Annotated in this window: 16 protein-coding genes; 5 read left to right on the forward strand and 11 right to left on the reverse strand. The window is 67.1% G+C overall.

What is annotated here, in order from left to right; genetic code table 11:
• Window positions 1–46: 46 nt before the first annotated feature.
• A complete protein-coding gene (locus FB459_RS11940; RefSeq protein WP_141928670.1) occupies window positions 47–1,192 on the forward strand; it encodes an acyltransferase family protein in 1,146 nt (381 codons plus the stop codon).
• Here FB459_RS11940 and FB459_RS11945 read toward each other — a convergent pair.
• The 3 genes from FB459_RS11945 to FB459_RS11955 are packed head-to-tail and all read right to left on the reverse strand — an operon-like array spanning window position 1,104 to window position 5,991.
• Window positions 1,104–4,487 carry an alpha-(1->3)-arabinofuranosyltransferase domain-containing protein gene (locus FB459_RS11945; RefSeq protein ID WP_141928671.1) on the reverse strand — a complete coding sequence of 1,128 codons (3,384 nt, stop codon included), beginning with the start codon at window positions 4,485–4,487 and terminating at the stop codon, window positions 1,104–1,106. The two genes, FB459_RS11940 and FB459_RS11945, sit on opposite strands and share 89 nt — an antisense overlap.
• On the reverse strand, window positions 4,484–5,179 hold the full coding sequence (locus tag FB459_RS11950) for a class I SAM-dependent methyltransferase (RefSeq protein WP_239701791.1): 696 nt from the start codon (window positions 5,177–5,179) through the stop codon (window positions 4,484–4,486). Before FB459_RS11950 ends, FB459_RS11945 begins: the two co-directional genes overlap by 4 nt.
• Before the next feature lie 26 nt (window positions 5,180–5,205).
• Window positions 5,206–5,991: a class I SAM-dependent methyltransferase gene (locus tag FB459_RS11955; RefSeq protein WP_246092422.1), complete on the reverse strand. Its 786-nt coding sequence runs from the start codon at window positions 5,989–5,991 to the stop codon at window positions 5,206–5,208.
• Window positions 5,992–6,138: 147 nt separating this feature from the next.
• Here FB459_RS11955 and FB459_RS11960 point away from each other — a divergent pair, with 147 nt between their 5' ends.
• Window positions 6,139–7,386: a glycosyltransferase family 4 protein gene (locus tag FB459_RS11960; RefSeq protein ID WP_246092424.1), complete on the forward strand. Its 1,248-nt coding sequence runs from the start codon at window positions 6,139–6,141 to the stop codon at window positions 7,384–7,386.
• 73 nt (window positions 7,387–7,459) lie between these two features.
• Here FB459_RS11960 and FB459_RS17365 read toward each other — a convergent pair whose 3' ends face one another.
• The 5 genes from FB459_RS17365 to FB459_RS11980 form a co-directional block, all read right to left on the reverse strand.
• Window positions 7,460–7,627 carry a hypothetical protein gene (locus FB459_RS17365; protein ID WP_170221899.1) on the reverse strand — a complete coding sequence of 56 codons (168 nt, stop codon included), beginning with the start codon at window positions 7,625–7,627 and terminating at the stop codon, window positions 7,460–7,462.
• 99 nt (window positions 7,628–7,726) lie between these two features.
• On the reverse strand, window positions 7,727–9,502 hold the full coding sequence (locus FB459_RS11965) for an MmpA family trehalose lipid delivery protein (protein WP_141928675.1): 1,776 nt from the start codon (window positions 9,500–9,502) through the stop codon (window positions 7,727–7,729).
• A gap of 3 nt (window positions 9,503–9,505) precedes the next feature.
• Entirely contained in the window at window positions 9,506–10,585 is a 1,080-nt protein-coding gene (locus FB459_RS11970) for a glycosyltransferase family 4 protein (RefSeq protein WP_141928676.1), read from the reverse strand.
• A complete protein-coding gene (locus FB459_RS11975) occupies window positions 10,582–11,436 on the reverse strand; it encodes a glycosyltransferase family 2 protein (RefSeq protein ID WP_141928677.1) in 855 nt (284 codons plus the stop codon). The genes FB459_RS11970 and FB459_RS11975 overlap by 4 nt, the downstream gene beginning before the upstream one ends.
• A complete protein-coding gene (locus tag FB459_RS11980; protein WP_170221901.1) occupies window positions 11,433–15,593 on the reverse strand; it encodes an alpha-(1->3)-arabinofuranosyltransferase domain-containing protein in 4,161 nt (1,386 codons plus the stop codon). The genes FB459_RS11975 and FB459_RS11980 overlap by 4 nt, the downstream gene beginning before the upstream one ends.
• Before the next feature lie 214 nt (window positions 15,594–15,807).
• Here FB459_RS11980 and FB459_RS11985 point away from each other — a divergent pair, with 214 nt between their 5' ends.
• On the forward strand, window positions 15,808–17,061 hold the full coding sequence (locus FB459_RS11985; protein WP_141928679.1) for an oligosaccharide flippase family protein: 1,254 nt from the start codon (window positions 15,808–15,810) through the stop codon (window positions 17,059–17,061).
• On the opposite strand, the gene FB459_RS11990 is transcribed toward FB459_RS11985, so the two are convergent.
• On the reverse strand, window positions 17,035–17,871 hold the full coding sequence (locus FB459_RS11990) for a class I SAM-dependent methyltransferase (RefSeq protein ID WP_141928680.1): 837 nt from the start codon (window positions 17,869–17,871) through the stop codon (window positions 17,035–17,037). The genes FB459_RS11985 and FB459_RS11990 overlap by 27 nt on opposite strands.
• A 157-nt stretch (window positions 17,872–18,028) precedes the next feature.
• Here FB459_RS11990 and FB459_RS11995 point away from each other — a divergent pair, with 157 nt between their 5' ends.
• Window positions 18,029–19,981 carry an acyltransferase family protein gene (locus tag FB459_RS11995; RefSeq protein WP_141928681.1) on the forward strand — a complete coding sequence of 651 codons (1,953 nt, stop codon included), beginning with the start codon at window positions 18,029–18,031 and terminating at the stop codon, window positions 19,979–19,981.
• Here the strand turns inward: FB459_RS11995 and FB459_RS12000 are convergent.
• Together FB459_RS12000 and FB459_RS12005 are read right to left on the reverse strand one after the other, a co-directional pair.
• Window positions 19,978–21,966 (reverse strand): acyltransferase family protein, encoded by a 1,989-nt coding sequence (locus FB459_RS12000; RefSeq protein ID WP_141928682.1) that lies wholly within the window; start codon window positions 21,964–21,966, stop codon window positions 19,978–19,980. The genes FB459_RS11995 and FB459_RS12000 overlap by 4 nt on opposite strands.
• A 95-nt stretch (window positions 21,967–22,061) precedes the next feature.
• Window positions 22,062–22,739 carry a hypothetical protein gene (locus tag FB459_RS12005; RefSeq protein ID WP_129625065.1) on the reverse strand — a complete coding sequence of 226 codons (678 nt, stop codon included), beginning with the start codon at window positions 22,737–22,739 and terminating at the stop codon, window positions 22,062–22,064.
• An 87-nt stretch (window positions 22,740–22,826) separates the two neighbouring features.
• Here FB459_RS12005 and FB459_RS12010 point away from each other — a divergent pair, with 87 nt between their 5' ends.
• Window positions 22,827–24,740, forward strand: coding sequence for an acyltransferase family protein (locus FB459_RS12010; protein WP_141928683.1), 1,914 nt, complete (start codon window positions 22,827–22,829; stop codon window positions 24,738–24,740).
• Window positions 24,741–24,742: the final 2 nt, after the last annotated feature.

The raw sequence follows: 24,742 nt of genomic DNA on the forward strand, positions 1-24,742 counted from the left end.
TCGATGAGAAACTTACTGCACAGTAGCCAGGAGTCGGGAGAGAGGTATGCGCAGATTCCCGATGCTTGACGGGCTGCGGTTGCTGGCTGCAGGTCTGGTGCTGGTCTCCCACGTGGCCTTCTGGACGGGAGCGTCCGGGATCGATGTCAGCGGCCCGTTGCTGGCGCGGGGCGACAGCGGAGTCGCGGTGTTCTTCGCCATCTCGGCATTCCTGCTGCTGCGCCCCTACTTCGGGCGCGACGTCGACCTGCGTCGGTACGTCGTGCACCGCGCGGCACGGATCCTGCCGGCATACTTCGTCGCGCTGGCCGCCGTCTGGCTGGTGCTGTTCCTGCGGACGGGCTCGGTCGGCGGCGCGATCGATGTCGTGGCGCACCTGTTCCTCCTGCAGGGTTACACAGGCGCCGACTACCAGGCGTTCACCCAGACCTGGAGCCTGACTACCGAGGTCACGTTCTACGCGCTCGTGCCGTTCGTCGGACCGGTGTTGGCGCGTCTCGCACGACGCGACGTCCGGCGAACGCTTCTCCTTCTCGCTGCGGTCGCCCTCGTCGGCGTGCTCGCTCAGGCACTCGCGACGGCCGGCACGGCGGCACGCGCCACCACGTGGCCGGGAGTCCTGGCCACCAGCGTGATCGGTCACGCCTCGTGGTTCGCCGCCGGTGCAACGCTGGCCGTACTGATGTCCGGAGCCGGACGAACGTGGCTCGCCGGTCGCGTCCCGGCGCCGTCCGCGAGCATGTTGTTCTCGACCGCAGCGCTGACCTATCTCCTCGCGTCCCTCCCGTGGGCCGGACCGGTCGACCTCACGGCGCCGACGGTGTCACAGGCGATCGTGAAGGAATTGCTCTACACCGCGTTCGCGTTTCTGGCGCTCGCGGCCGCGACCCGCCCGGCCGGCGACGAAGCTGCCGAGCGAGTGCATCGCTCCCCCGCGCTGCGCCTGGCAGGCGATCTGTCGTATGCCGTGTTCCTCTGGCACGTCCTGGTGCTGCAGGTGCTCTACCTGGTAGCAGGATGGCCTTTGTTCGCAGGCGGATTCGGCTGGATGTTGTTCGCTGTAGTCACCGTGACGGGCATGATCGCCTATGCCTCGGCCCTACTCATCGAACAGCCGGTGATGAAACGGTGGGCCTCGAAACCGACGACTGCCCCGGACGACGGAACGGTACTTCCGTCGCGATCACGGTGAGCGTGAGCGTACCCAGCACCTGGCCGGCTGCCGCTCCCCAGGAACGCTGATCCACCACTCCCCCGAACGCGAGCGCCAGCCCGGCGAGAGTCATGGCGAGCGCCGCGACGAGCGGTCGCAGACGCCGGGGTGACGCCGCTGCACCGAGGCCGACGAGGACGCCCACCGGACCGGCGGCGAGGCCACCGACAACAGCGCCGAGCAGCGCGCTGCGAACCGGGCCGGCTCTGTGTGTTTCAGGCTCGTCCTCGACGCCGTCGAACGAAGACGTCGCGTCCACCCGTCGGGTGATGAAGGCGACCGCTGCCAGGAGCAGGACGCACAGGAGTCCGACCAGCAGCCCTGCGCGATGCCAGGCGGTCGGAGCGAACATCTCCCGCACGGCACCCTCACCCGGGGCGTACGCCTGCCGCCAGCCGTCCACCGTCAGGCTGGTTCTCCCCCGCGCGGTCCAACCCGGGTTGGCACCGTGCGTCGTGACGAACAGCGGTTGCTGTTCACCGCGGGGTGGGGATCCGAGGAGCAGGTGCTCGACCTGCGCACCCTCGGCGGGATCGACCCGGATGTCCAGTCCGCCGGGCGGCACGTCGACCCGCTCCGAGAAGCACGGGACGGCACGACGCAGCGTCCCGGTCGCTCCTGCGGCGAAGCGGAGCGGGAGCTTGGAAGCACCCAGGGTCACGGATCCGGCGGCGCCACAACCTGATCCACCGGCTTCGGCAGTCCGCACCCACACGGACAACGGCACTCGGCCACCCGCCTCGATGCGCACGCGCCGACGGAGCACCTCTTCCTCGCCCGCACGGGAGGGCACCGTCGCAGCGGTCACGTCGGCTCCGAGCAGCAGCGCGCCTGTCCGCAGATCGACCCCGTCCGGGACGACGACGATCGAGCCGATGGCAACGCCGTCGAGCGAAACCTCGTTCAAGCCCATCACCGGTTTCGCAGCACCGTCCGGTGCCCGCAGGGACACCCGGATCGTGGTCGTGCCCCGGGCGATGGAGAAGTCCGCGTGTTGCGCTGCCGGGTGTCGTGACTGACCGTTCACCGTGATCTGCGCCGGCACGGTCAACCCTTGTCCGGTGGCCACGCCGACTCGCATCCGCCCACCGTCGGAGGGTGCGTCGAGTTCAAGGTCGTAGGTGGCCGTCGTCTCGTGATCGCCGGTGAGCCAGGTCGTCCGCGGGTCACCGTCGATCGCCGCGTACTGCGAATGCGCAACCGAGACAGGGGCTTTCGCGAACGGGTCCGCCGCACTGGAACTGGCGGCAAGGGCTCGCAGGCCGATGAGTTGACGATGCGGTCGCGCCTGGGCCGGCACCGGCGGTGGGAGGTCCTTGGATCCCGCCACGCCCGGAGACGGGTCGGATGCCGGAAGGGTCGGACCGTAGGCGAGTTGAGCGGGCGCGCCGTTGTGATAGACCCGCCAGCCGCCGGAGTCGGTGACGAGGCCGGCCGGCTCACGCGTGTCGGCCGACAGCACGGTCGCGATGTCACGGGTGATCGCTCCGGTGGCAAGAGCGGCGGGCAGCGCTTCGGATCCACCGGACATCACCACCCGCGCCGCGGTTCGCTCGACCGGCGTGGGTGCGACCCGCCAGATGGAGCGGTGCTTGTCGCGCTCCCCCGCCACCTCGGCCAGTCCGGGTGACGCGGCGAGGGTTTTCTCGACGTTCTCCCATGAGCCGGCCCCGGCATTGCCCGCAAGATCACGCCGGACGACGACGGTGCGGATCCCCATGCGCGCCAACGATTCTGCGAGCGCGGGCTGCGATTCACCGGACGCAGCCAGCGCGTCGATTGCGTCCAACATCCTCGTCGCCACCGGATGACCCAGCGGTGCGGAGGCGCGCACTACAACCGGACTGTTGGCCATCGCGGACAGCGGTTCGTCGGTGGACCGTCCCCAGGTGTAGGACGCCGTACGCGACGACGGGAGCAACAGCGTGGACCCCTCATCGCCGGACAGCCGGTCCACGGTCTTGGCGGCTCGCTGCCAGGACGCGGGTACGGCGCTGTACGACGCGTCGGAACCGACCCGTCCTTGCCACAGGGGCACGAGAGCGAGCAGCGTGACCGCCGCGACGGCACCGGCACGTATCCTGCGCTCGAACAGGTCGCGTCCGCGCAGGTGTGCCGACGAGCCCACCAGACCCGCCAGCCCGAGCGCCAGGGGCAGGCGGATGAGCAGGTCGATCTTGTGGACATTGCGGAACACGACCAGGGGTCCGTCGAGCAAGCCGCGGACGGCGTCCGCGAAGGGTGCGCCGGCGAAGCCCGGGTGACCGACGACCATGACCAGCGTGCCGAGGACAACGCTGACCAGCGCGAACCGGCGCACCACCCCCCGTAGGCGCAGTACCCCCACCACCCCGAGCGCCGCGACCAGACTCGTCAGGACGATCGCGGTGAGAGACTGCGCGACGATCCACCCGCCCTGCCAGGACGGGTGGCCCTCGGCGTCCAGGATGTAGGCGATCCAGTTGTTCGCACCACGCAGCGTGTTGGGCACCGAGGTGACCGCGGTCGTGATCGAGGCCGTCTCGATGTAGTCAAGGAACGGATAGGCATAGCCGCCCAGCACGAACAGCGGCAACACCCACCACAGACCGCCGAGCGCGGCGGCGAGCAGCAGCAACAGTATTCGCCGTCGGCCCACCGGATGGACGGCCAGCAGGATGAGGGCCGGCACCACCGCCACCGCGGACGCTGTCGCGTTCACCCCGCCGAGTGCTGCGACCAGGAGCCCGAGTCGCGCAACCGGCGCGAGAAGCGCACGGCCGCGAATCCGCGGGTCGCAGAACCCGCCGGCCGCCAGTAACAACCAGGGCGCGACGGCCCCCGGCCAGGCCTCGACCGAGTGATCGGACAACAAGGTGAGCACCCGGGGTGAGAGCGCGTACGCGGTCGCGCCGACCAGCGATGCCGTCGGCCCGGCGATTTCCCAGCGACGGATCAGTGCTCTGACGCCGGTGAACGCGACGACGATCAGCAGGGTCCACCAGATCCGTTGGACGACCCACGTCGGCAGACCGAGCGAATGCCCGACGCCGAAGACCGGCCCCATCGGGAAGAGGTACCCGTAGGCCTGGTTCTGCAACTCCCCGAGCCCGTTGTGCCCGTTCCATGCGTCCAACGAGCGTCCGAGGTAAGCCCAGGGGGCGATCGTGAGGTCGACCTTGGTGTCGGGCTGGATGCGGCCGGGTTGGACGAGCCACGGGATGAGCGCGATCGCGAGGAGCCAGACCCGATCGTAGAAGCGAGCCCTCGTTGCACGCTCCGTCCGAACGCTCATCGGTGGTCCGGTCGCCGCCGAAGGATCAACAACAGGTTCCAGGTCAACACTTCGCGCACGCCGGGCACCGTCACCAGGTGCGCCGCCCAGTCCGGAAGATAGCGCGGACGGGCGGCCAGCACCTCGAGGTCCGGGTGCGACTGCGCCCAGTCCAGTCCCTGCCGGACGCTGACCCGGAACAGAGTGTCGTCGACCAGGTTCTTGGGTCGGTGGCCGTGCTTGCGCTCGTACCGGCGCGCTGCGCGGTCACCGCCGAGCCAGTGCCAAGGAGACGTCTCGTGTCCGCCCCAGGGTGACAACCAGTTGGTGTACGACAGCAGAATCGTCCCGCCGGGTTTGGTCACCCGGACCAGTTCGTCGGCGACCCGTTCCGGTTCCGCGACGTGTTCCCAGACGTTGCTGCTGAACACGACATCGGCGGTGCCGTCGGCGAACGGCAGAGCGGCAGCAGTCGCGACGACCCCACCGTCGTGCACCGAGGGAACGTTCACGTCATGATCGATGGGCACGTATCTGGCTCCGGCAGCACGGAATTCACGTGCGAACTCGGCCGGTCCGGCCCCCACGTCGAGGACGAGGACGTCGTCGAATTTCACCCACTCGTCCAACAACTGCACGGAGTCCTGAGCCAGGGCGCCGTAGAACACTTCGGGGCGGGTCTGCTCGAGTCGGAAGGCGCGGAACAAACGCACCGACCGACGAAGGCCACGCCGTGTTGTCATCGGGGACGACGCGCGATCAGCTGGAGCGTGGGCCGCATCGCCGGCACCACCGCTCGTCCGGCGATCACCAGGGGTGCGGTGGCCGCGGCGGCCCCCAGGACCGCCTTGGAGGCAAGGACCCCGTGCGGGGTCGACTTGCGGGCGAACCTGCGAGCGACCGAAGCGATGTCCGTGGACAGGCTGTCGAGCAGCGGTCGGCGCACCTCGATGTCGATGAATCCGGCCGCTCGCAACGCCTGCTCCGCGCTGGCAGCGGTGAAGAAGCGAACGTGAGTGGGGTCCTCCAGCATCCACCACGCGGATCCGTAGGCCGTCAGGCCGGCGCTGTCCCCGGCCGGCGTGAAGAACTGCACCTGGCCACCCGGCTTCAGCAGGGCGTGGGCGATGCGCAGCGTCTTCGCCGGGTCGATGACGTGCTCCAGTACGTGGATGCCGAAGACCAGGTCGACCGCCACCGATCCGTGCGGGATCTCCTCGACCGGGCAGGCATACAGGTCGCCGTGCTGCCGCACGACCTCGTCGACCCTCAGACCCAACTGGTCGGGGTCCGCGCCGGCGACCGTGGCACCGACGTCCAGGAAACGGCGCAGCATCGACCCGGTGCCGAAGCCGATCTCGAAGACGGAGTCCGGGACGCTGGAGCGCACCATCTCGCGGTAGGTCAGGGCGAGACGTGCCTTGTCGAGCGTGGGCTCCCCGCCGTACGCCTGATCGCGGTGAGCGGCCGGTGCTGCCGCCAGGTCACGCGTCAGATGACCACATGCGGTGCACTGCTGGAGCACATCGCCCGCCGAGAGCGTCCGGGGTGAAGTCGTCGCGGAACAGACCTCACACGCTTGAGTCGCGATTATTGCTACCTCCGAGTAACCAATAGGCGCTAGCCTAGCGACGCACATCACATGAGCTGGCAAACACCGCAAGGAGAGTACGTGAGAACGTCCCAAGTCGCCGCGCAGTCCGCGCCGCTTCGGGTCCTCTACCTCTCGTGGCGCGATCGTGACAACCCCGAAGCAGGCGGCGCGGAGGTGTTCACCGAGCGGACCAGCGAAGTCATGTCCGACCTCGGCGCCCAGGTCACCATCTTCGCCAGCAAGTTCACAGGTGGACGCTCGCACGACCGGCACGGCAATGTGCGTGTCATTCGGCAAGGTGGCCGATTCGGCTGCTACCTCGCCGGGTTGGCGCACCTGGTGCGTCACCGAGACGACTACGACGTGGTCCTCGACGTGCAGAACGGGGTGCCGTTCTGGGCTCCCCTGGTGTCAAAGGTGCCGGTGATCAACGTGACCCACCACGTACACAAGGACCAGTGGCCGGTGATCTTCGGGCCGAGGATCGCGCGACTCGGCTGGTTCCTGGAATCCAGGATCGCCCCGCGCGTCTATCGCGGAAGCCGGTACATCACGGTCTCCAGAGCGACGCAGGACGATCTGGGGGATCTCGGCATCAACGTCGCCGACATCGACCTCGTCTACTCCGGCAATGATCTGCCGGACGACTACGACTCCTACGAACTCGTGCCGCGCACGCAGCACCCGTCGATGGTGGTGGTCTGCCGACTGGTGCCGCACAAGCAGGTCGAGTTGGCAATCGATGTCCTCGCACAACTACGCGACCAGATCCCCGACCTGACTTTGGACATCGTCGGTTCCGGCTATTGGCGCGCGGAACTCGAGAGGCACGCGCAGGCACGTGAGGTTGCCGACCGCGTCCTGTTCCACGGCTTCGTCGACGAGAACACCAAGCACACCCTCCTCGCACGTGCCTGGCTTTCCCTCATGCCCTCGCACAAGGAGGGTTGGGGTCTGACGATCGTCGAAGCCGGACTGCACGGCACACCGACGATCGCGTTCGCTCATGCCGGCGGCCCGAGCGAATCGATCGTGCACGGGATCAGCGGACTCCTCGCGCAGGACATCCACGACATGACCGAGCAGGTGCGGGTGCTGCTGACTCATCACGACCTGCGCGAGGAACTCGGACGCGGCGCCCGCAAGCACGCTCGTGGTTTCTCCTGGGAGGCTGCCGGTGAGCAGGTCCACCAGGTGGCTCTCTCGGTTCTGGGTCGTGGCAGCCGCCCGGCGACACCGTCCACCGCCAGGGTGAACTTCAAGCGCATCGATCAGATCGTCCGCGAGTACGAGATCGAGCGCAGCCTCTCCCGAACACACGCCTGAACTTCGTCTCGGGCGAACGAGGCCGGCCACCCGCTGATGCGGATGGCCGGCCTCGAAGATTCAGCTACTCAGGTCACTGGTCGTAGTTGATCTGCGCCTTATAGGTCTGCGGCTGGCTGACGGAGGACTGCTGCTGCACGAGGCCGAAGATCGCGACTGCTGCGAGCAACGCGCCGGCGATCGCACCGCCGATGTTCCAGGCAGCCTTCTTGCCGACGTTGTTGTTCGTGGTGGCACTCATGCGATTCCACACCCATCTTTCTCGGATCGCCCGTCGGCGATTCGGGACTCTGTCAAGTCGACAGGTTACCAGGGTGCCGGGCGGTTGTCTGCGACAATGTTACCCCCGCGTTCGGGCCCGTGCTCGACGATCTGCGAACACCGTCACGAGGACCGCTGCGACGCCCACCACCGGGCCGACAATTCCGCTCCAGCGCCACGGCGGACGCTCGGTCGGTGCCGTCGCTACACCCGGCAACTCGTACAGGCGTAGCCCCGGTTCGGACGCGCTCGGCGTTCGTCCAACAGGGTCGAAGCTGCGCACCGCCGGCTGATCGATCTGGACGAGGACGTACCGGACACCGACGCGGCGCAATTCCCGCTCGATGCCACCAGGAGCACCGGCCGACACAGCCGCAGTGATCCGGGCGGACTCGGTGGACTCGCCACGGACCACCCGATCGGACAACGGCAGGTCGTCGTTGACAAGCACCTCGCGGCCGACGAGGCGCTGCCAAGGGTCCAGGGTGACGACGTCGTGATTCCAGCTGTAGCGCCGGTACAGATTCCACGGGAAGACCGCCACCTTCCCTGGGGACAGGCTCTCGATCCGTTGTGCCATCCGTAGATGACCCGCCGGATAGTCCACGGCGTGCCAACGCCCACCCGCACCGAAGGCCAAGCCGGCGAAGGTCGCCACCGGCCACAGCGCCAACGCGGCGGCCAATGCCACCCGGACGGCCCCCGCCGCGCCGGCGGCACGCGCGAGCCCGGTCAGACGTTCGGCGGTGATCCCGGACGCGACGGCGACGGCGACCATCCACGGCGCGATGAATTTCTGCGAGTCGCGCAGCAAGCCACCCCCCGGCACGGACGTGACGATCCATGTCATCACTGCCTCGCCCCCGGGCAGGGCCGCAGCGCAGGCGATGAACAGGCCTACTCCCCCGGCCAGGTAGGCCGCCGACAGAGTTGCGCGTCGCTCGACCTGCTGCGCCGTCCGATGATCGGGTCGTATGACTGCCCGCCAGGCGACGACCAGGACGAAGGCGACCGCCAGGGTCGCCGCGACCGCGACGGGGAGCGAGCGTCGGTCGGCGAACCAGACTCCCTCGTTCCAGATCCCGCCCCCGGTGAACACCGACAGCACGACCCCGAGCGGGGTGTCGGATCGAGACATGAACGCGGTCACGCCTGCCGGATCGGCCGTGTCCCGGGGCGCCAGGAACAGGAAGGGGAACCACCAGGCGGAGTTCACAACGACGAAGGCGCCGAGGGGCAGCATCGCCGTGCGCAGTCGTTCACGCGGCGATGCCTCGTCCACCGGGACGAGCAAGGCGGCGACCGTGGTGAGCAGACCGATGACCGCACCGGTGCTGCCGGTGAGCGCGGTCAGGAGTATCCACAGCAGCAGGCGGAAACGAGCCCCGTCCTCCGTCCGGCGGTACGACAACACCGCGCGCACCAGGAACGGCAGACAGGCGTACCCGAGCAGGAATCCCCAGTGACCGATGGCGAGTCGCTCCCCCACATACGGATTCCAGGCGGCTGCGACGGCAGCCGCGACGGCTCCTGTGCGGCTGCGGAAGAACGAGGCGGCTCCGGCCGCGACACCCACGAACACGAGCAGGAGCACTACCTTCTGAACGACCCACCCTGGGGCAAGGTGCGACATGATCGAGACCACCAGGTCGCCCGGAACCGCGCGCGGGACGGATCCGTCGGTGCCGAGCGTGCGCTCACTGAGGTCGAGACGCGGTACGAACACCATGTCGTAGAACAGCAAGTAGCCGGGTTTGATCGCCGGGCCGAGAGCGAGGACCCCACAGATCAATCCGACGAGAGCGCCGAGCCAAGTCTTTCGGTCCGTGCGGCCGGTCCCCTTGTGGGAGAACATGATTCAGGACCGTTCGACGTCGGCGAACGCGTCACCCATACGCGCGCACTGGGTCGCGAGGTCGTGCTCGGCGAGCATCCGCGCGCGGTTGTGCGCACCGACCGAAGTGCGCAGCGCGGTGTCCTGCAGGAAGCGGAGCAGTCCGTCGGCCAGCGCCTCCGCGTCGTCGTCCACCAGCAGGTTGGGTGCGTGGACGGCTTCGTCGTTGGTGCCGCAGCGGGTGGTGACCACCGGCAGACCGGTCGCCTGCGCTTCGAGATAGGCCAGGCCCAGCTGCTCCGACCACTTCCAGGTCGGGCGGGGGGCGGTGCAGAACACAGCCGAACTCGCCAACAGGTCGGCCACGCCATGAGCGTCCAGTTGTCCCGCGAGGCTCACCCCACTGGAAGGGTCGGCCGCCGCTTGCTCGACCAGCGGACGAAGCGGCCCCTGACCTGCAACCACCAAGGTGGCCTCGGGGACACTGCGCCGCACGATCTGCAAGGCCTCCAGCACCCGGTCGATCCCTTTGTTCTCGGCCAGCGGCGAGGTGAAGACGATCTGCGGACGGTCGGCACCGTCGCGCCGTGGGCGGAAGATCTCGGTGTCGACACCGGGTTTGACGACCCGGATCAGTTCATCGGTAAAACCGTTGAGCAGCAGGTGATCCCGTGCCGCGTCGACCATGCACAACAGCAGGTCGGCGCCCCGTGCGGATTCCAGTGCCTGCTTGTACGGCGGCACCCTGTACAGGGGCTGGTAGGGCATGTTCTCCCAGGTGATGACCGCCTGCTTCACCCTCCCGGATGCGCGCCGACGGTACTTCGACGCCTGGCCGGTGACCAGCGAACACAGCTCGAGGCTGGTGACCCAGTCGTACTCGGACGCCGGCTGACGTTCCAGCCCGTCGACCCACGCGAACGCGCCGGCCTCGATGAAGCGTTTGATCGGGCGACGGTAGGTCGACGGCACCCAGGTGATGTCGCCCACCGGCTCCTGGGCGGCGAGCGCGGTGACCTTCGTGTCGGGCATTCGCGACATCCAGTACAACTCGCGCCGTGCCCGCTGGTCGGGCAGCGAGACCCAGAGCAACCGGCGGGTCATGAGCCGGTTGCTGCCCGGTCACGTGCTCGATCACGGCGTCCGCGCCGTGCGCCCAGGGTGTATCCGACGACCTCCATCGAACGCAGCGCGACCATCCCGGCAGCATGCTGAGGGTCGCGCGCCAGCCGGGCACGATTGTCGACGTACGCCTTGATCAGCGCCTTGCCCTGCGCACCGACGGCTCCTTCGTGCTGCTGGGCGAACGCGGGGATGGAGCGCCCGTAGTAGTAGCGCTTGCTCATCACGTCACGCAGCGTCAGACGTCCCTCGTCGTGGTCGATCACGACCGGCGCGAGTTCGATCCTGGCGCCGGCCGCGAGCATCCGCATCCGCAGGTCGGCGTCCTCGGGGCCGGACATGTCGAGATGGAACCCGCCGTCGCCGAGCAGGAAGTCGCGGCGCAGCAGACGAGGATTGTGCAGCCACGGTTGATCGAGGTAGCACTCACGTTCCAGCGCGCGGCACGCCGTCCAGAAGCCTTCACCGGTGGTGCGCTCGGGCAGCGCCACCCCGTCGGCCCCGGTCGACAGCGCCGTCTCGACCGCGACCTCGATGCTCTTCGGCGGCAGGATCATGTCGCTGTCGAGCCAGAGCACCCACTCCCCGACTGCCTGCTCGATGCCGAGGTTGCGCTGGGCGGAGCGCTCCGGGCCACCGGTGAGCACCCGGTCGGCGTACCGTGCCGCGATCTGCGGTGTCGCGTCCGTGCTGTGGTTGTCGACGACGATGAGTTCGAGCGGCCGATAGGTCTGCGCGACAACCGACTTCAGACATTCTTCGATCGTGCGCTCGTTGTTGCGGGTAGGAACGACCACCGTCACCATGGCGTTGCCGACCGAGCGATCATTCATGCCGGTGTTCCTTCGCGTTCGGTTGCCGGTGAAGTACCGGCTGCTGTATCGGACCGGTTGTTCGCGTCCGGTGGGATCGTGTTGCGGCCCGGCCCGCCCCGCTCGGGTTCCGCAGCAGAACCACGCATCGACAATGCCGCGAGCAACACGACAACGAGACCGAATCCGGCCAGCCGATGCGGCCAGAGACTGAGCGCCACCGCGTCCGCGCTCACGGTGCCTCGCTTGTCCCCGATCACCCACAGGTAGAGCGGGACCGCGGCGAACATCAGCCCGGCACCGACGGACAACAGATGCCTGGGTGGGACCGGACGCAGGCGTTGGAGCGCCACGACCAGCGCAGCCGCGACCAGACCCGGCCACCCGACGGCGAAGCCCGCCACGAGCACAGCACCGGCCTGCTTCGACCAGCGCGGAACCTGCTTCGTCCGAACATCGGTCGGCATGACGTCGTCGGCGAACAGCCGCTTTCTCCGTGCGGCCAGCACCACGGACATCAGCGCGACGATCAGGACGAGACCCGATGCACCGGCCGCAATGTTCGACCACATCTGCGGTCCGAACCGCATCTCGATCTCGTACCGGCCACCGGCCGGAACCCGCCATCCCGTGGAGTATCCGTCGAGCGTGGTCGGAGCCCCGAGGTCGCGACCGTTGGCGGTCGCTTTCCAGCGGGCGTCGTAACTCTGACCGAGAATCACGTTGAAGGGGCCCGACGCGGCGACGGTCATCGCCTTCGAGGACGGCGTGTCCTTCGTGATCTTGACGACCGGATCCGTGGTGCGCACCCGCACGCGATCCTGCCGGTCGGTCAGGGTCATGGAGTCGACGACGAAGCCGGCGGCCTGTTCGATGCGATGCTCACCGGCACCGAGGCTCAGCGGTGCGCATGCCGCCCAGGATGTTGCCTGCTCACTCTCTCCGGCGATCGATTTCGTCGCCGGTCGCATCCGCAGGGGTTGACCGTCGACGGTTCCGACCGTCAGACAACGCCCGCCTGAACTGCCTGCCGAGTCCAACGGTCCGGGCTGGTCCTGCGCCATCCGGGCGCCGGTGTCGATCGTGGTGAATCTGGGGGGTGGGCCGTCGCGCCGTCCGATGGCGGCCTTGAAGGTGACCCGAACCGTTCGCCCGTCCACCTCGGGGAACTTGATGGTCGTGCGCCCGTCCTGCCGAAGCTTGTACTGGTCGACCACCTTCTTGCCGTCGACGGTCACCGTCGCCCAGCCGGCCCAGTCGGTGTTGTTCTGGGCACCGAACCCCTCCGCCTGGTCGATCGTGACCGACGAGACGGGGCGCCGCGACCCGGTGAGTTGCCACCACGACCCGTCGGTACCTCCTCCGGGCATCCAGGCGGTGGACGACTTGCCGTCGACGGCCATGGACGCGCGGGCGTCCGCGTTGTGGAAGTAGAAGTCGGACGACGTGGCGCGTGTCGATCGGCTGTACCCGGCTACGTCGTCGTATGCGGTCTCTACATCGCCCTTGGTCCGCACCGTCGCCCTCGCAGTGAAGCTGCGCTCGTCGGGCAATGTCACGATCCGCCGGAAGACCTTCTCCGGATCGTCCGCCGTGGACGCGGTGCCCTGCTGGCGAGCGAGGGTGACATCCAGCGGCGTTCGGGCGAACGCCTGTTGCTGCGCCGGAGTCAGGCGTGCATGCAATGACTGGTAGGTCAGCGGTGTGCGGGCGGTGCGGATCGCCAGGGCGCCTGCCATCTTCACGTCGGACAAGCCGACCATGTTGTATCCGTCACCACGTGTGCCGGCGACGGTGAAGCGGACCGTGTCGGTGGTCAGATCGCCGAAGTCGAAGGACGCGTAGCCCTTGTCCGGCAGGCGATGGGTGATCGTGCGTCCCCCGGCCGTGACCGAAAGCCGGTCGATCCGGGCCGAGCCGAGTTGTGCCTGCTGCACCTTCACTGTGCCCAGACGTATTGGGGTCGGCTGGCGCACGGTGGCGTACTGACCGACCGCACGGCCGAAGTCACCGAACAACCACGAGGTGTCGGGATCTGCGTCGAGGAGGTTCTCCGGTGCCGCCGAGGGAACGTCGAAGAAGGTGCCGCCGCGCGCGCTCGCCGTGACGATCGCACCTGAACGGACAGCGACCGTCTGGTCGTCCGGGGTGCCGAGCGCGCGCATGTTCTTCGCCGTCTCGTCGGCGGCCAACAAGGACCCTTCGCCGTTCGTGAGCCGGTTGGGAATCGCCGCGCGACGCGCATTCGTGTCGGTGATGACCAGCGCGTGCCGCTGACCGAGTTGGTGCAACAGGTCACCGACGGTGAGATCGGCGGCATAACGGAAACTGGGCTGGGTCGACAACAATCCGTCGGCGGCCAACCGTCCGATCGACCACGCGTCACCCGCGACGACGATCGACCGGTTGTCGCTCGTCGCCCGCACTGCCGTGACCGGGTCGCGGACGTCGTACAACTGAACCGGATGCATCAACGCCTCTCCGTAGGAATAGGCGTCGGTGCCGCGTCCGAAGACGAACTCACCCGGCTCACCGAAGTTCGCCCGGCCGAACAGGCCTGGGTCGACACTGATGACCCGATCCACCAAGCCGGGCCGAGCTCCGCCGTCCTGCTCCCACACCGTGTCGTGACGCACCAGCACGCGATCCGCACCGAGGTAGCGGGCATAACTCGAGATTGCGTTCGCCGGGGTACCCGCACTCTGCAGAGCATCGTTCACCGCCGCGAGGTAATTTCCGCCCGGAGCCGAAGCGTTGGGACTGGTCTCCGGCAGGACCGCGTCACGCTTCAGCAGCGAGTTCGGCAGATCGTCCGGACGCTGCGCCGTCCACCGGTAGGTGGGCCGCACCTGACCGGGTAGGAACAACACCCGAGAACTCGGATGCCCCTTGTCGGCGGCCCGTGCGGCCTCGTGCCAGTAGCCGGGGATGTTCATCTGTGAGGTGTAGAGGCGCCCGGTCAGGGCAGGCAACGCCCACGCGGTGAGCAGCACGGACACCATCGCGAAAACCAACGGCGCGGCCCAGCCGCGCCGTTGGACGGCTCGTGCCCAGTGTTCTGCGGCGAGGCCGAGCGCGACCGCGAACCCCAGCGCCAACACCGCACCCACCTTGTTGGTGGTGCGGAAGGCGGAGGCCGCCGGATTCTGGAGAACTTCTCCGAGCACTCGACCGAATGGTGACTCCTCGCGTCCGGGACCCGGGAACATCCCGACCATGACCACAGCCGCGAGCGCGATCCACCCCACGACCATCCCGCGTACGTCACCGGGCAGGTATCGCAACGCCAACGCAGAAAGCGTGGGCCACAACATCGTCAGCAGCACCACGAACGTGCCGACGAGGAAGATCGCGTGTTGCGGCACCCACGGACCGCTGGAATCCGTCCCGTACAACGGCCACATGCCCAGGCCGCGCAGCACCTCCGGGAACGAGGACACCTTCGCGATGCCGTCCAGCGTCTCGGACTGCATGACGATCTGGCGTCCGGTGGTGAGCGCAGCTCGCGCGGGGACCAACCAGTACAGCGAGACCCCCACCACGAAGGCCGCACACTTGGCCGTGACCAGAGCCAGATCGCTGATCCTCGCGCGCCACGCGAAGCGGGCGACGAGGAGGATCGGGATCAGCGCGGCCAACTGGAGCAGCGGAACGACGGCCACGTTCATTCCACTCATGCCGAAGAAGACGAGACCGAAGGCTGCCGGCCAGGCCCAACTTCGCGGATGACGGACGGCGTGGACGAAGGTGATCAGCAGCCAGGGCAGAAGAGCCATCGGCAGCAGGATGGCGAGGGTGACGCCGGCCTGGATCTGGTACGGATTGGCCAGGTACACGATGCCGGCGACCAGGCCCGCCCAGCGTGAGGCTCGTGGTGCGAGCAGCCGCACCAGGCGGTTGGCGCCCCATGCCGCCGACAGCCAGAGCCCGAAGTGGAACACCTTGAAGGCCCACTCGGGATTCATCCCCACGGCGCGCAGCAGTCCGACGACCAGCAGGACGGGGACGAGTCCCACGTTGAAGTTCGCCGAGCCGAGGTAAGGGGACGCCGTCCAGCCACTGAGGTAGCGCGCGAGGGTGTCCCAGGGTGCCAGGTAGACCTCGGGCTTGATGTCGGTGTAGAAGGATCCGAAGCCGTTCAGGGCGACGATCAGCGCCAGACCCACGACCGACGCCACGCACGCACAGGCGTAGCGGCTGATTCTGGGTCGCACTCGGTTTCGCTCCGCACGGTCGGCGTCAACGCCGCGGCGGGCGTCCTCGGACAAATCAGTTCCCCACTATAACTGCCCGGTAACCTAGGTCACAGCGCATCGCCACGATGCTTGCTCTGTCATCTCCCATCATTTCCCGATCACGTGCGGATCGGGTCGACCACATGCCTAGGACACGGTGAAGAATCCAGCCACCAAGGGTTACCGCCATCAGGCGTTGGCGGCCGTCCTGGGACTTGCGATGGGGCTGTCGAACCTGCTCGGCTACTTGATGGTGCTGCTGTTGACCCGCTCACTGGGTCCGGCCGACTTCGGCGGCTACACCGCTTTGTCCACCTACGGCGTCCTGTTGGCGATTCCTGCGGGCGCGTTCCAGATCGTGGTCGCCCGACGGCTGTCCAGCGGCTGGGCCGATACCGGGTTGCGACAGACCTCGGGCATCGGATCGGCTGCCTTGCTGGGAGTCGTGTTCTTCGCAATCACGACAGTGCTCGCCCCGTGGCTGATCGAGATCTTCCACGTGGGTTCCGCCTGGTCCGCGGTCTTCCTCGCAGCGATGTTGCCGCCCATGATGCTCACCGGATGTTTCCAGGGCATCCTGCTGGGTCGCCAACGCCTACGCCAGTTGTCGATTCTCTACCTGGTCACGGCGGTGAGCCGGGTCCTCGCGGCAGCAGTCGCTGCCACGTTCGCGTTCTCGGTACGCGACGTGTTCGCGGCGATGTTCCTGGCCACGCTCGTGTCGGCCGCGACCGGCGCCTGGCTGACACGAGCCGATCTGCGGTCGTTGCCGCGATCAGCCCACGGACTCACCGGTGAGATGCTGCGCTCGAACAGCACCCTCGCCGCGTACGTGGCGCTGACCAACATCGACGTCCTGCTCGCGCGGCACTTCCTCGACCCGCACGAGAGCGGTGGTTACGCCCTGGCGTCCACCTTCGGTCGCGCGATGTGTTGGGGCACGCAGTTCGTCGCGCTCATCATCGTGCCCCGGATGCACGGCATCAATCCCACGCGGACACTGCTGAGAGCCAGTCTGTTGGTCCTGACCATCGGGTTGTGCGGCACTGTCCTCATCGCCGTCGACCCCGGGTTGTTTATCACTCTGGCCGGAGGCGCTGAGTTCACCGAGTACGGCTCTCTGGCGCTCATCTGTGTCGTGCTCGGAATCGCGTGGGCTCTGGCGCAGGTGTGGTTGTTCTCGGAGATGAGCACGGACTCCGGTGTCCTCGGTGCACTCACCTGGGTGGTCGTCGGGGTGCAGAGCGCGACGATCTGGCTGTGGGCACACGAGAGCCCCGGTCAGATCGTCGGTGTCTGCTTGGCGGGGGCACTCCTGATCGCAGTTGCGGGTCTGCTGCGCGTGCTACGCGGGCGCCGACCGCCGGACGGTGCCCGTCCGGAGCTACTTGTCCTCGCCGATGGCCCGTGAGCGTGACAGGAACACCTTCGCCCCGGCGCGGAACAACCCGGGAAACTTGTTGACGGCCTTCCAGGCCACCGTGTTGACGCGGTCCTGAATCCTCGCCTGGTAAAGCCGCAGCGCCTCGTCCCTCTTGGACAGCGCTCGTCCGGTACCTGCCGGACGGCGGAACACCAGTGCGTGCAGACCGTTCGACCAACGCGGGTCATCCGCATGTGCCGCGTCCCAGGTGCGTTCGATCGTCCAGCCGGGGTGCTTGGCCAGGAACAGGCGGTGCGCCTTCTGCACGACCGGCCATGAGGCGTCATCGATGAGCACGAGCGCTTCGTCGGCGAGCAAGGGTTCCACCACCGCGAGCGCCAGATAGTGCGAGATGAGGGTGTGTTCCCCGTCGTAGAAGTACACGCCCACCGGCTTGTCGATCAGGGTCCGGTCGGTCATCAGCTTGAAGCAATCGCCTTCGAGCAGAACGACGTTCGCCTGCCCCGCGTACTTCCCGAGGTTGGCCTCCAGCTCGGCTCGTGCTTGGAGTCCCTGCATACCGAACTCGAGGAAGTTCTCCATCGCATAGAAGTCCTTGCCGGCGTTGTCCTGCACGGCAGCACACAATGACCGGCCCTTGAACGTGCCGACCTCGAGATACGCTTCGTCGTCGGGCATCGCGGCGGCGGCCGCCTGAAGGACGGCAAGTTCATTGGGACCGGTATAGCCCGCGACGTCGGTCGCGATCTGCGCCCACCGCGCGTCGAGAGGATCCGTGGTCTGCGGATCGCCGGGGAAGACGTCAGCCAACTGATCGAAGAACTTCGCGGTGTTCATAGACTCTCTTCCGGATAACGGCCCACGACTGGGACCCACGCGGCATCCTACCGATGGGTAACGTGCGTGTTCGAAGTTCCGCCGCACGTCGTCGCAGGCCTGTCGGGCACCTGCGCTTGCCCGCGGCTCTGCCCGGATCGAGGAGGACCAGCACCACATGGCGCAACACAGCAGATCGCACTACGGCCACAGCCCGGCGCTGGACGGCCTGCGTGGGGTCTTCATGGCTGCGTTCATGGCCTTTCACTTCGGGGCGACGTTCCTGTCCGGCATGTGGATCGCGATCAACCTGTTCTTCGTGCTGTCCGGCTTCCTGATCACCCGGCTGTTGATCGAGGAACGCGAGACCCGCGCAAGCATCGACGTCTGGGGCTTCTACAAGCGACGCGGACGACGGATCCTGCCTGGGCTGTTCGCCATGTTGACGGTGGTGACCGTCTACGTCTGTGCGTGGGCACCGGAAGAGCTACGCGCCCGGTGGGGCGGTGACATTCTGGCCACCCTCGGATTCGTCATGAACTGGCGACTGATCGCCCAGAGCGACGAATACTTCGGCGACCACCTCATCGCGCCCCCGCTACGACACGCCTGGACCCTCGGAATCGAGGAGCAGTACTACCTGGTCATCCCGTTCCTGGTGATGGGGCTAGTCCTGTTGGTGCGCAACCGTGCCGCACGCGTCCTGGCGCTCGTGGCCCTCGCCGGTCTGACGACGATCTGGACGGCGACGCTGGCCGCTCGGGAGTCGACCGGCTTCGCCCGGCTCTATTACGGCACCGATACGCGCATCGCGTCGCTGCTGATCGGTACCGCACTCGGAATCGCGCTCGGATGGACCGCCAGGGAGGGTATCCCTCGGTTGCCGCTGTTGTGGGTCACCGTGCTCGGTTGGGTCGGACTGGTGAGCAATGTCGCGCTCTTCCTGTTGATCGATCCGTTCACCGACTGGATGTACACCCGCGGCGGGATGTTCTTCGGCGCCGTCGGGTCGGCGTTGCTGATCATGTCGCTCGCCGACCCGCGTCGCAGCGCCATCAAACAGTTGTTCAAACCCCGCATCGCGCGCTGGTTCGGTCGGCTCTCCTACTCGCTCTATCTGTGGCACTGGCCGGTTCACTTGCTGCTGGGTCCCGACGGGCTCGCCGGCAGCATCGTGCTCACCGGAGTCGTCGGCTTCGCGATCTCCACTCTGCTCGCCTACCTGTCCGACCGATTCCTGGAGCAGCCGGTGCTGCGCGGTGGGATCAAGGCCCTGCTCCCTCGTCTCCGGGTCCCGATGGCGGCCGTTTTCGCGCCCATGGTCGCCTTCGTGGTGGTGTGTGCCACCGTGTTGCTGCCCACCTCGGCGGCGCCGACCGGATCGCAGACGACGGTCATGCCAGCAGCGATCACGCGGACCCAACCTGAGTACTCGGGCACACCTGCTGCCTTCGCGATGCTGGGCGATTCCGTGCCGTGGTACCTCACCGAACGCTTTCCGCGCAAGCTGTTCCCGCAGGCGAAACCGGTCAACCTCGCCTCCGAGGGGTGCGACCTGCTGGACCGGCCGCTGCTGTCGGTCGACGGCATCAAGGATCAGCACGGAGCCTGCAAGCAGAACATGAACACCTGGGGCGCGCGATTGCGAGAGTCCGGCGCTGCGTCGTTGGTGGTCTGGGGTTCGCCGTTGCTGGCCTCGGCACACCAGATGCCCGACGGTTCGAAGGGGCTGCTGGGTAACCCTGCGTACGAGCAACTGATTCTGCAGACCTACGACCGGATCTGGCAGACCGCACGGGCCAACGGAGCGCGGACCGTCGACGTGGTCAACGTGCCTTGTCGGCGCTTCGGAGCGGCTCCGGACTCCCAGGAGTACCAGCAACTGCAGCGCGAACAACCCGGCTACGTCGAGGAGTTCAACGATCCGGTTCGACTGAACGGCCTCCTGGCCCGCTGGGTGTCCTCCACCCCGGGCGCCCGCCTGATCGACCTGCACAGCGCCATCTGCCCCGAAGGACGCCGGGATTCCATCAACGGAATCACCGTGTTCAACGACGGGCTGCATTTCTCCCCCGAGTTCACCCCGACGCTGTGGCGTTGGCTGCTCGGGCAGCTCAGCGCGCGCGCTTAACCCTCGACCCGCACGACCTGCGGGGCCAGCCAACTCCAGATGAGTTCGGCTCCCGGCTGCGAGAAGTGGATGCTGTCCTTGTAGACGCGGGCACCGTTGATGGTCCGCCGATATTCACCGGCCGGACACAGCTGACCGCTCAGGTCGAGCACCGACACGTCGCCCTGGTGGCGGGCCCTCCACTCACCGATCAACCTGTTCGCCCATGCGGTGTCGATCGGCACGGGCTCACGCCCGACGAGTTCTGCACTACGACCGCGCAATTGGGCCGGTTCGAGCACTCGACACGGAACGTTGACCACGTCGAGACGTCGCGCACCGGTGGTCTTGAACTGGCCGTACAAGGCGTCCAGGCTGCGCAGCAGGAGACGGCCCGCCTCCGGCGACCCCGGTTGGACGACACGCCCGTCGATCTGCAGCGGGAACAGGAATGCAAGGCCGGCCGGAGCGAGGATCACGTCCGACCCTGCGGCACGCGCCTGCCCTGGCCACCGTTCGCGCCAGGCTGCGCAACCAGGATCCTCAGGGATCGTCTTGTCCAGGACGGCGAGGGTCACAGGTACCGGGTTGCAGCCGTTGTACGTCGCCAACCTGGTCATCTGCAAACCCGGATAGCTCGATCGGTGGAATCCTTCGACGAGGGACGAGGGTATCGAGTCGCCGACCACGGCCATCCGGACCGGGGTCGTCGGCGCGACATACCGCACGGATGCGTCCAGAGGCTGCCCGTTCCACGGCGGGCTGTCTGTCTGCGGCAACGAGTTCCACAGACCTGCCGCGATCGCGGCCAGCACGGCCACCGTCACGAAGCCGGTGGCCCGAGGTACTCGTCGGCGCAGCATACGCCGGACCGAGCCGCGAAGCCCGTACATCAGGATCGGCAGTTCGACCAGCCGGTAGGACGCGACCGCGCAGACCCAGGTGAGCAAAAACTGCAGCAACCCGTTGACCAGCGCCGGCAACGAGTCGAAGCGCAACCACAAGGAGATCGGCCAGTGGTACAGGTACAGCCCGTAGCTGATCTGTCCCAAGTGGACCAGGGGCGCAATCCCGATCACCCGGTTGATCGTGAGTCTGCGCGTGTCCAGCGCGGAGATACCCATGAAGGCCGCGAGCACCGCGAAACAGAACAGACCGCCATACCGGAACGCACCTGTGCTGCGCTCGTCGAGCAGGAAGAAGGCACTGAGCGAAACGATGGTGCCGATCCACCCGATCGCGTTGGTGATGCCGCGCGGCAACCGGAACTTCTCGCGTCCGGGGGCTGCGGTGTACATCGCTGCACCGGCCACACCGACGATCAGGGCCTGCATGCGAACGTCGGTGCCGTAGTAGAGCCGGCTTCCGGAGCCGCCCCCCGGGCCGACGAGGTAGGAGGTCCAGGCTGCGCTCGCGGCCGCGAGCGCGACCAACATCCACACGCGCACGGCTTTACGGCGGCTGACCGCGAACAGACCGAGGATGAGCCAGGGAACGAAGAGGTAGAACTGCTCCTCGACGGACAATGTCCACACATGGCGCAGCGGCGAAGGATCGCTGAAGTAGTCGAAGTACTGGTCGTCGCGTTCGATCAGGCGCCAGTTCTGCCAGAACGTCAGTGTCGCGAACGCATCACCCGCGGTCTGCGAGCGGTTCGGGGTGCTGTCGACGAACGCGACCTTGACCAGTACCGCCAGCACCAGCAGACACATCGCGGGGACGATGCGTCGCGCGCGGCGCAGGTAGAAGCGCACCACGTCCAGATCGCCGTACTTGTACCGCTCCTTGATCAGGATGGTGCCGATCAGGAATCCGGAGAAGACGAAGAAATGGTTGATGCCGATCCAACCGCCCACCAACCAACTGGCGCCGAAGTGGTAAGCGATGACCAACAGCACGAACAGACCGCGGTAACCGTCCATCGCGCGGCGGTAGCTCGGTCCGTGCTGCTCAAGGTCGAGCGCGACGCTGCGGCGCAGCACATCGGGCACGTCGAGTCCTGCCATCACATGTCCTCTCGGCCGGACCGCATCCGGCCGGGTATGTCGTGCCGACGGAACAACGAGCAGGAGCCGTCGATCACGGCTCCCGATCTGCTGTGTCAGACGTCTGTCGAGCGCCCGTCGGGAACGCGGTCGGCGTCGACGTCTCCACGGTCGAAGTCGTCATCCTCGTAGGAACGGCGGCGTCGGCGGTCAGCACGCTCGTCCAGGTCGTCCTCGAGCACGGGGCGGCGTCCACGACGTCCGGAGTCGCGTGCGGAATCACGTCCGGTCGGACGATCGGCGTCGTCGTCCACGATTGCGGGGCGGCGACCGCGGCGCTCGGCATCGCGTGCGGAACCACGTCCGGTCGGACGATCGTCGTCGTCCTCGTCGTCGTCGAACCGGTCGCTCGCCGAGGTACGGCGGGGGGCAGGACGGTCGTCGTAGCCCTCGTCGTCATCATCGTGGCGAGCGGGTCGACGTTCCTGCCGCTTGTCGAGACCGAAAAGAGCGACTCCGAGTGCCGGAATCAACAGGCCGAGTGCGAGGGCGATGATCGCGCGCAGTTTGGCTGCGTCGTTGACTCCCTGGCAAGCACCTCTGCCCCATCCGTCCGGCGGGGAGGCCGCCGATCCACACCCGAATACCCCGCCTACGTCACCCTTGGGTACCCACAGAGGTGTGAAGTAGAAGTATGCGGCGAGGCCCAGCAATGGAAGCCCGCACAACAACGCGATCTTGCTGCCTGTCCGCAACGCTGTCACAGTGCGGGTCTCGTATCCATCAGCTGACATGGCGGCGATGCTACCGGCAGCAACGACTGCAGATCTACTGCTCGGTAGATATGATCCGACGAGTTTTCCTGCCGATGGAAGGACCCCGTGGCCAAGCACAAGTCGTTGCCGTACCGTCCGGCTCTCGACGGCCTGCGTGGGGTCGCAGTCGCTGCCGTCGTCGTCTTCCATCTGAACAAGTCCGCCCTTCCTGGCGGATGGCTCGGGGTCGACCTCTTCTTCGTCCTGTCCGGATTCCTGATCACGTCACTGCTGCTGACCGAACACAATCGTTGGGGGCGGATCAGTCTCGGCGGTTTCTGGGCATCCCGAGCTCGCCGGCTCCTGCCGAGCCTGGTCCTCATGCTGTTGGCGGTGCTGACTGCATCCGCGTTCCTGGCCGAGCACGGACGGCGTCCGGCCATCGGTGGGGACGTCCTGGCGGCATTCTTCTACGTCGCCAACTGGCGCTTCCTGCTCGGGGACGAGCAGTACTTCGCGACGATCGCGATGCCCTCACCAGTGCGACACACCTGGTCCTTGTCCATCGAGGAGCAGTTCTACTTCGTCTTTCCGCTGCTGTTGGCGGCGCTCCTGGTCGTGGTCCGGCGGCGGGTCCAACTCGCGGTCGTTCTGGGTGTTCTCGCGACCGCTTCGGCCCTATGGATGTCGGTCAAGTACGTACCGGGCGTCGACCCGTCCCGGGTCTACTACGGCACCGACACCCGCATCTTCGAGTTGCTGATCGGCGCCGCAGCAGGAGCACTTCTGGGTGCTCACGAGTTCGCGGAACGGACCCGCTGGCGCGTCGACGGCATGATCGAGCGCCTGGCCTGGCCGGCCATCGCACTGTTCGTGTCGAGCTTCTTCCTGGTGGACGAGAACAGTCCCTTCGTCTTCCGCGGTGGGTTGGCCCTGCTGTGCCTGATCGCTGTCGTCCCGATCGTCGCCGCATCGGCGCGGACGAGGAACTCCTTCCAGCGACTCTTGGGATGGGAGCCTTTGCGTGGTCTCGGCCTGATCAGCTACTCGCTGTACCTGTGGCACTGGCCGGTAATCGTCTTCCTGAACGCGGAGATCGTCGCGAACCCCTGGGCGCGGGCGCTCGCCCAGGTCACGCTCTCCCTCGGCCTGGCGTACGCGACCTGGCGGTTCGTGGAGCAGCCGATCCGACGTGGCGGCTTTCGGGCGCTGGTGCCTGGCCGACCGGCGACCAGCCGCGCCGTCACGATCGCCACCGTGCCGCTCCTGCTGGCCGGGCCGTTTCTCGTCCGGCTCACACCCGCACCGGCGGCGACGGTTCGTAATGTGGATCTGGCTGTCGGGACGTATGTGCCTCTGGAAGAGCGCGCGGTCGTGACCTTGATCGGCAACTCGATCCCGGAAAGTCTGAAGACCGGTTTCGACGCTGCGGAGTACCCGGACATCGAGGCCAAAGAGGTGACGAGCATTGGTTGTGATCCGTTCGTCTCCAACCGGTGGCGTGACGGAGCAGTTCAACCGCCCTCCTCGGAGTGCCGCGGATGGAAGGACGGCGGCTGGGTCCGAGCGCTCGGCGAGCAGAGACCCGCGCTCACGTTGTTCTTCGTCCCCCAGACAACGACTGGCGACTGGGGTGACGCAGGGCGGAAGATCGAGTTCGGCACCCCGGCGTACGACCGATGGTTGGCCGGAGAACTCACCACGCTGCACCGCAGGGTCACATCGGCAAAAGGGGGCCGGTTCGTGGTGATGAATCTTGCCTGCCACCGCCAGACCGACTTCGGTTTTGATCCGACGATCAAGAACGTCAATGACGATCGCAGGGTGCAACACGTCAACCGGGTCGTCGCGGTTTGGGCGAAGCAGGCAGGAGTTCCGGTCATCGACCAGTACAAGGCGCTGTGCACCGGCGGCTATCACGGATCGGTCAACGGCGTCCCGCTGTACAAAGACACGCTCCACTTCACCCCGGAGAGTGCGCGCATCATGTGGAGTTGGCTGGTGCCCCAGCTCCAGACCGCGTTGCAGAGCAGGGGCTGATC

The organism is Yimella lutea (assembly GCF_006715095.1).
In the GTDB taxonomy this organism is placed as follows: Bacteria; Actinomycetota; Actinomycetes; order Actinomycetales; family Dermatophilaceae; genus Yimella; species Yimella lutea.

Bases quoted from the DNA above. Each gene is read 5' to 3' on its own strand.
- FB459_RS11940 (WP_141928670.1), top strand. From the start codon at position 47: ATGCGCAGATTCCCGATGCTTGACGGGCTGCGGTTGCTGGCTGCAGGT.
- FB459_RS11945 (WP_141928671.1), bottom strand. From the start codon at position 4,487: ATGAGCGTTCGGACGGAGCGTGCAACGAGGGCTCGCTTCTACGATCGG.
- FB459_RS17365 (WP_170221899.1), bottom strand. From the start codon at position 7,627: ATGAGTGCCACCACGAACAACAACGTCGGCAAGAAGGCTGCCTGGAAC.
- FB459_RS11965 (WP_141928675.1), bottom strand. From the start codon at position 9,502: ATGTTCTCCCACAAGGGGACCGGCCGCACGGACCGAAAGACTTGGCTC.
- FB459_RS11970 (WP_141928676.1), bottom strand. From the start codon at position 10,585: ATGACCCGCCGGTTGCTCTGGGTCTCGCTGCCCGACCAGCGGGCACGG.
- FB459_RS11975 (WP_141928677.1), bottom strand. From the start codon at position 11,436: ATGAATGATCGCTCGGTCGGCAACGCCATGGTGACGGTGGTCGTTCCT.
- FB459_RS11990 (WP_141928680.1), bottom strand. From the start codon at position 17,871: ATGAACACCGCGAAGTTCTTCGATCAGTTGGCTGACGTCTTCCCCGGC.
- FB459_RS11995 (WP_141928681.1), top strand. From the start codon at position 18,029: ATGGCGCAACACAGCAGATCGCACTACGGCCACAGCCCGGCGCTGGAC.
- FB459_RS12000 (WP_141928682.1), bottom strand. From the start codon at position 21,966: ATGGCAGGACTCGACGTGCCCGATGTGCTGCGCCGCAGCGTCGCGCTC.
- FB459_RS12005 (WP_129625065.1), bottom strand. From the start codon at position 22,739: ATGTCAGCTGATGGATACGAGACCCGCACTGTGACAGCGTTGCGGACA.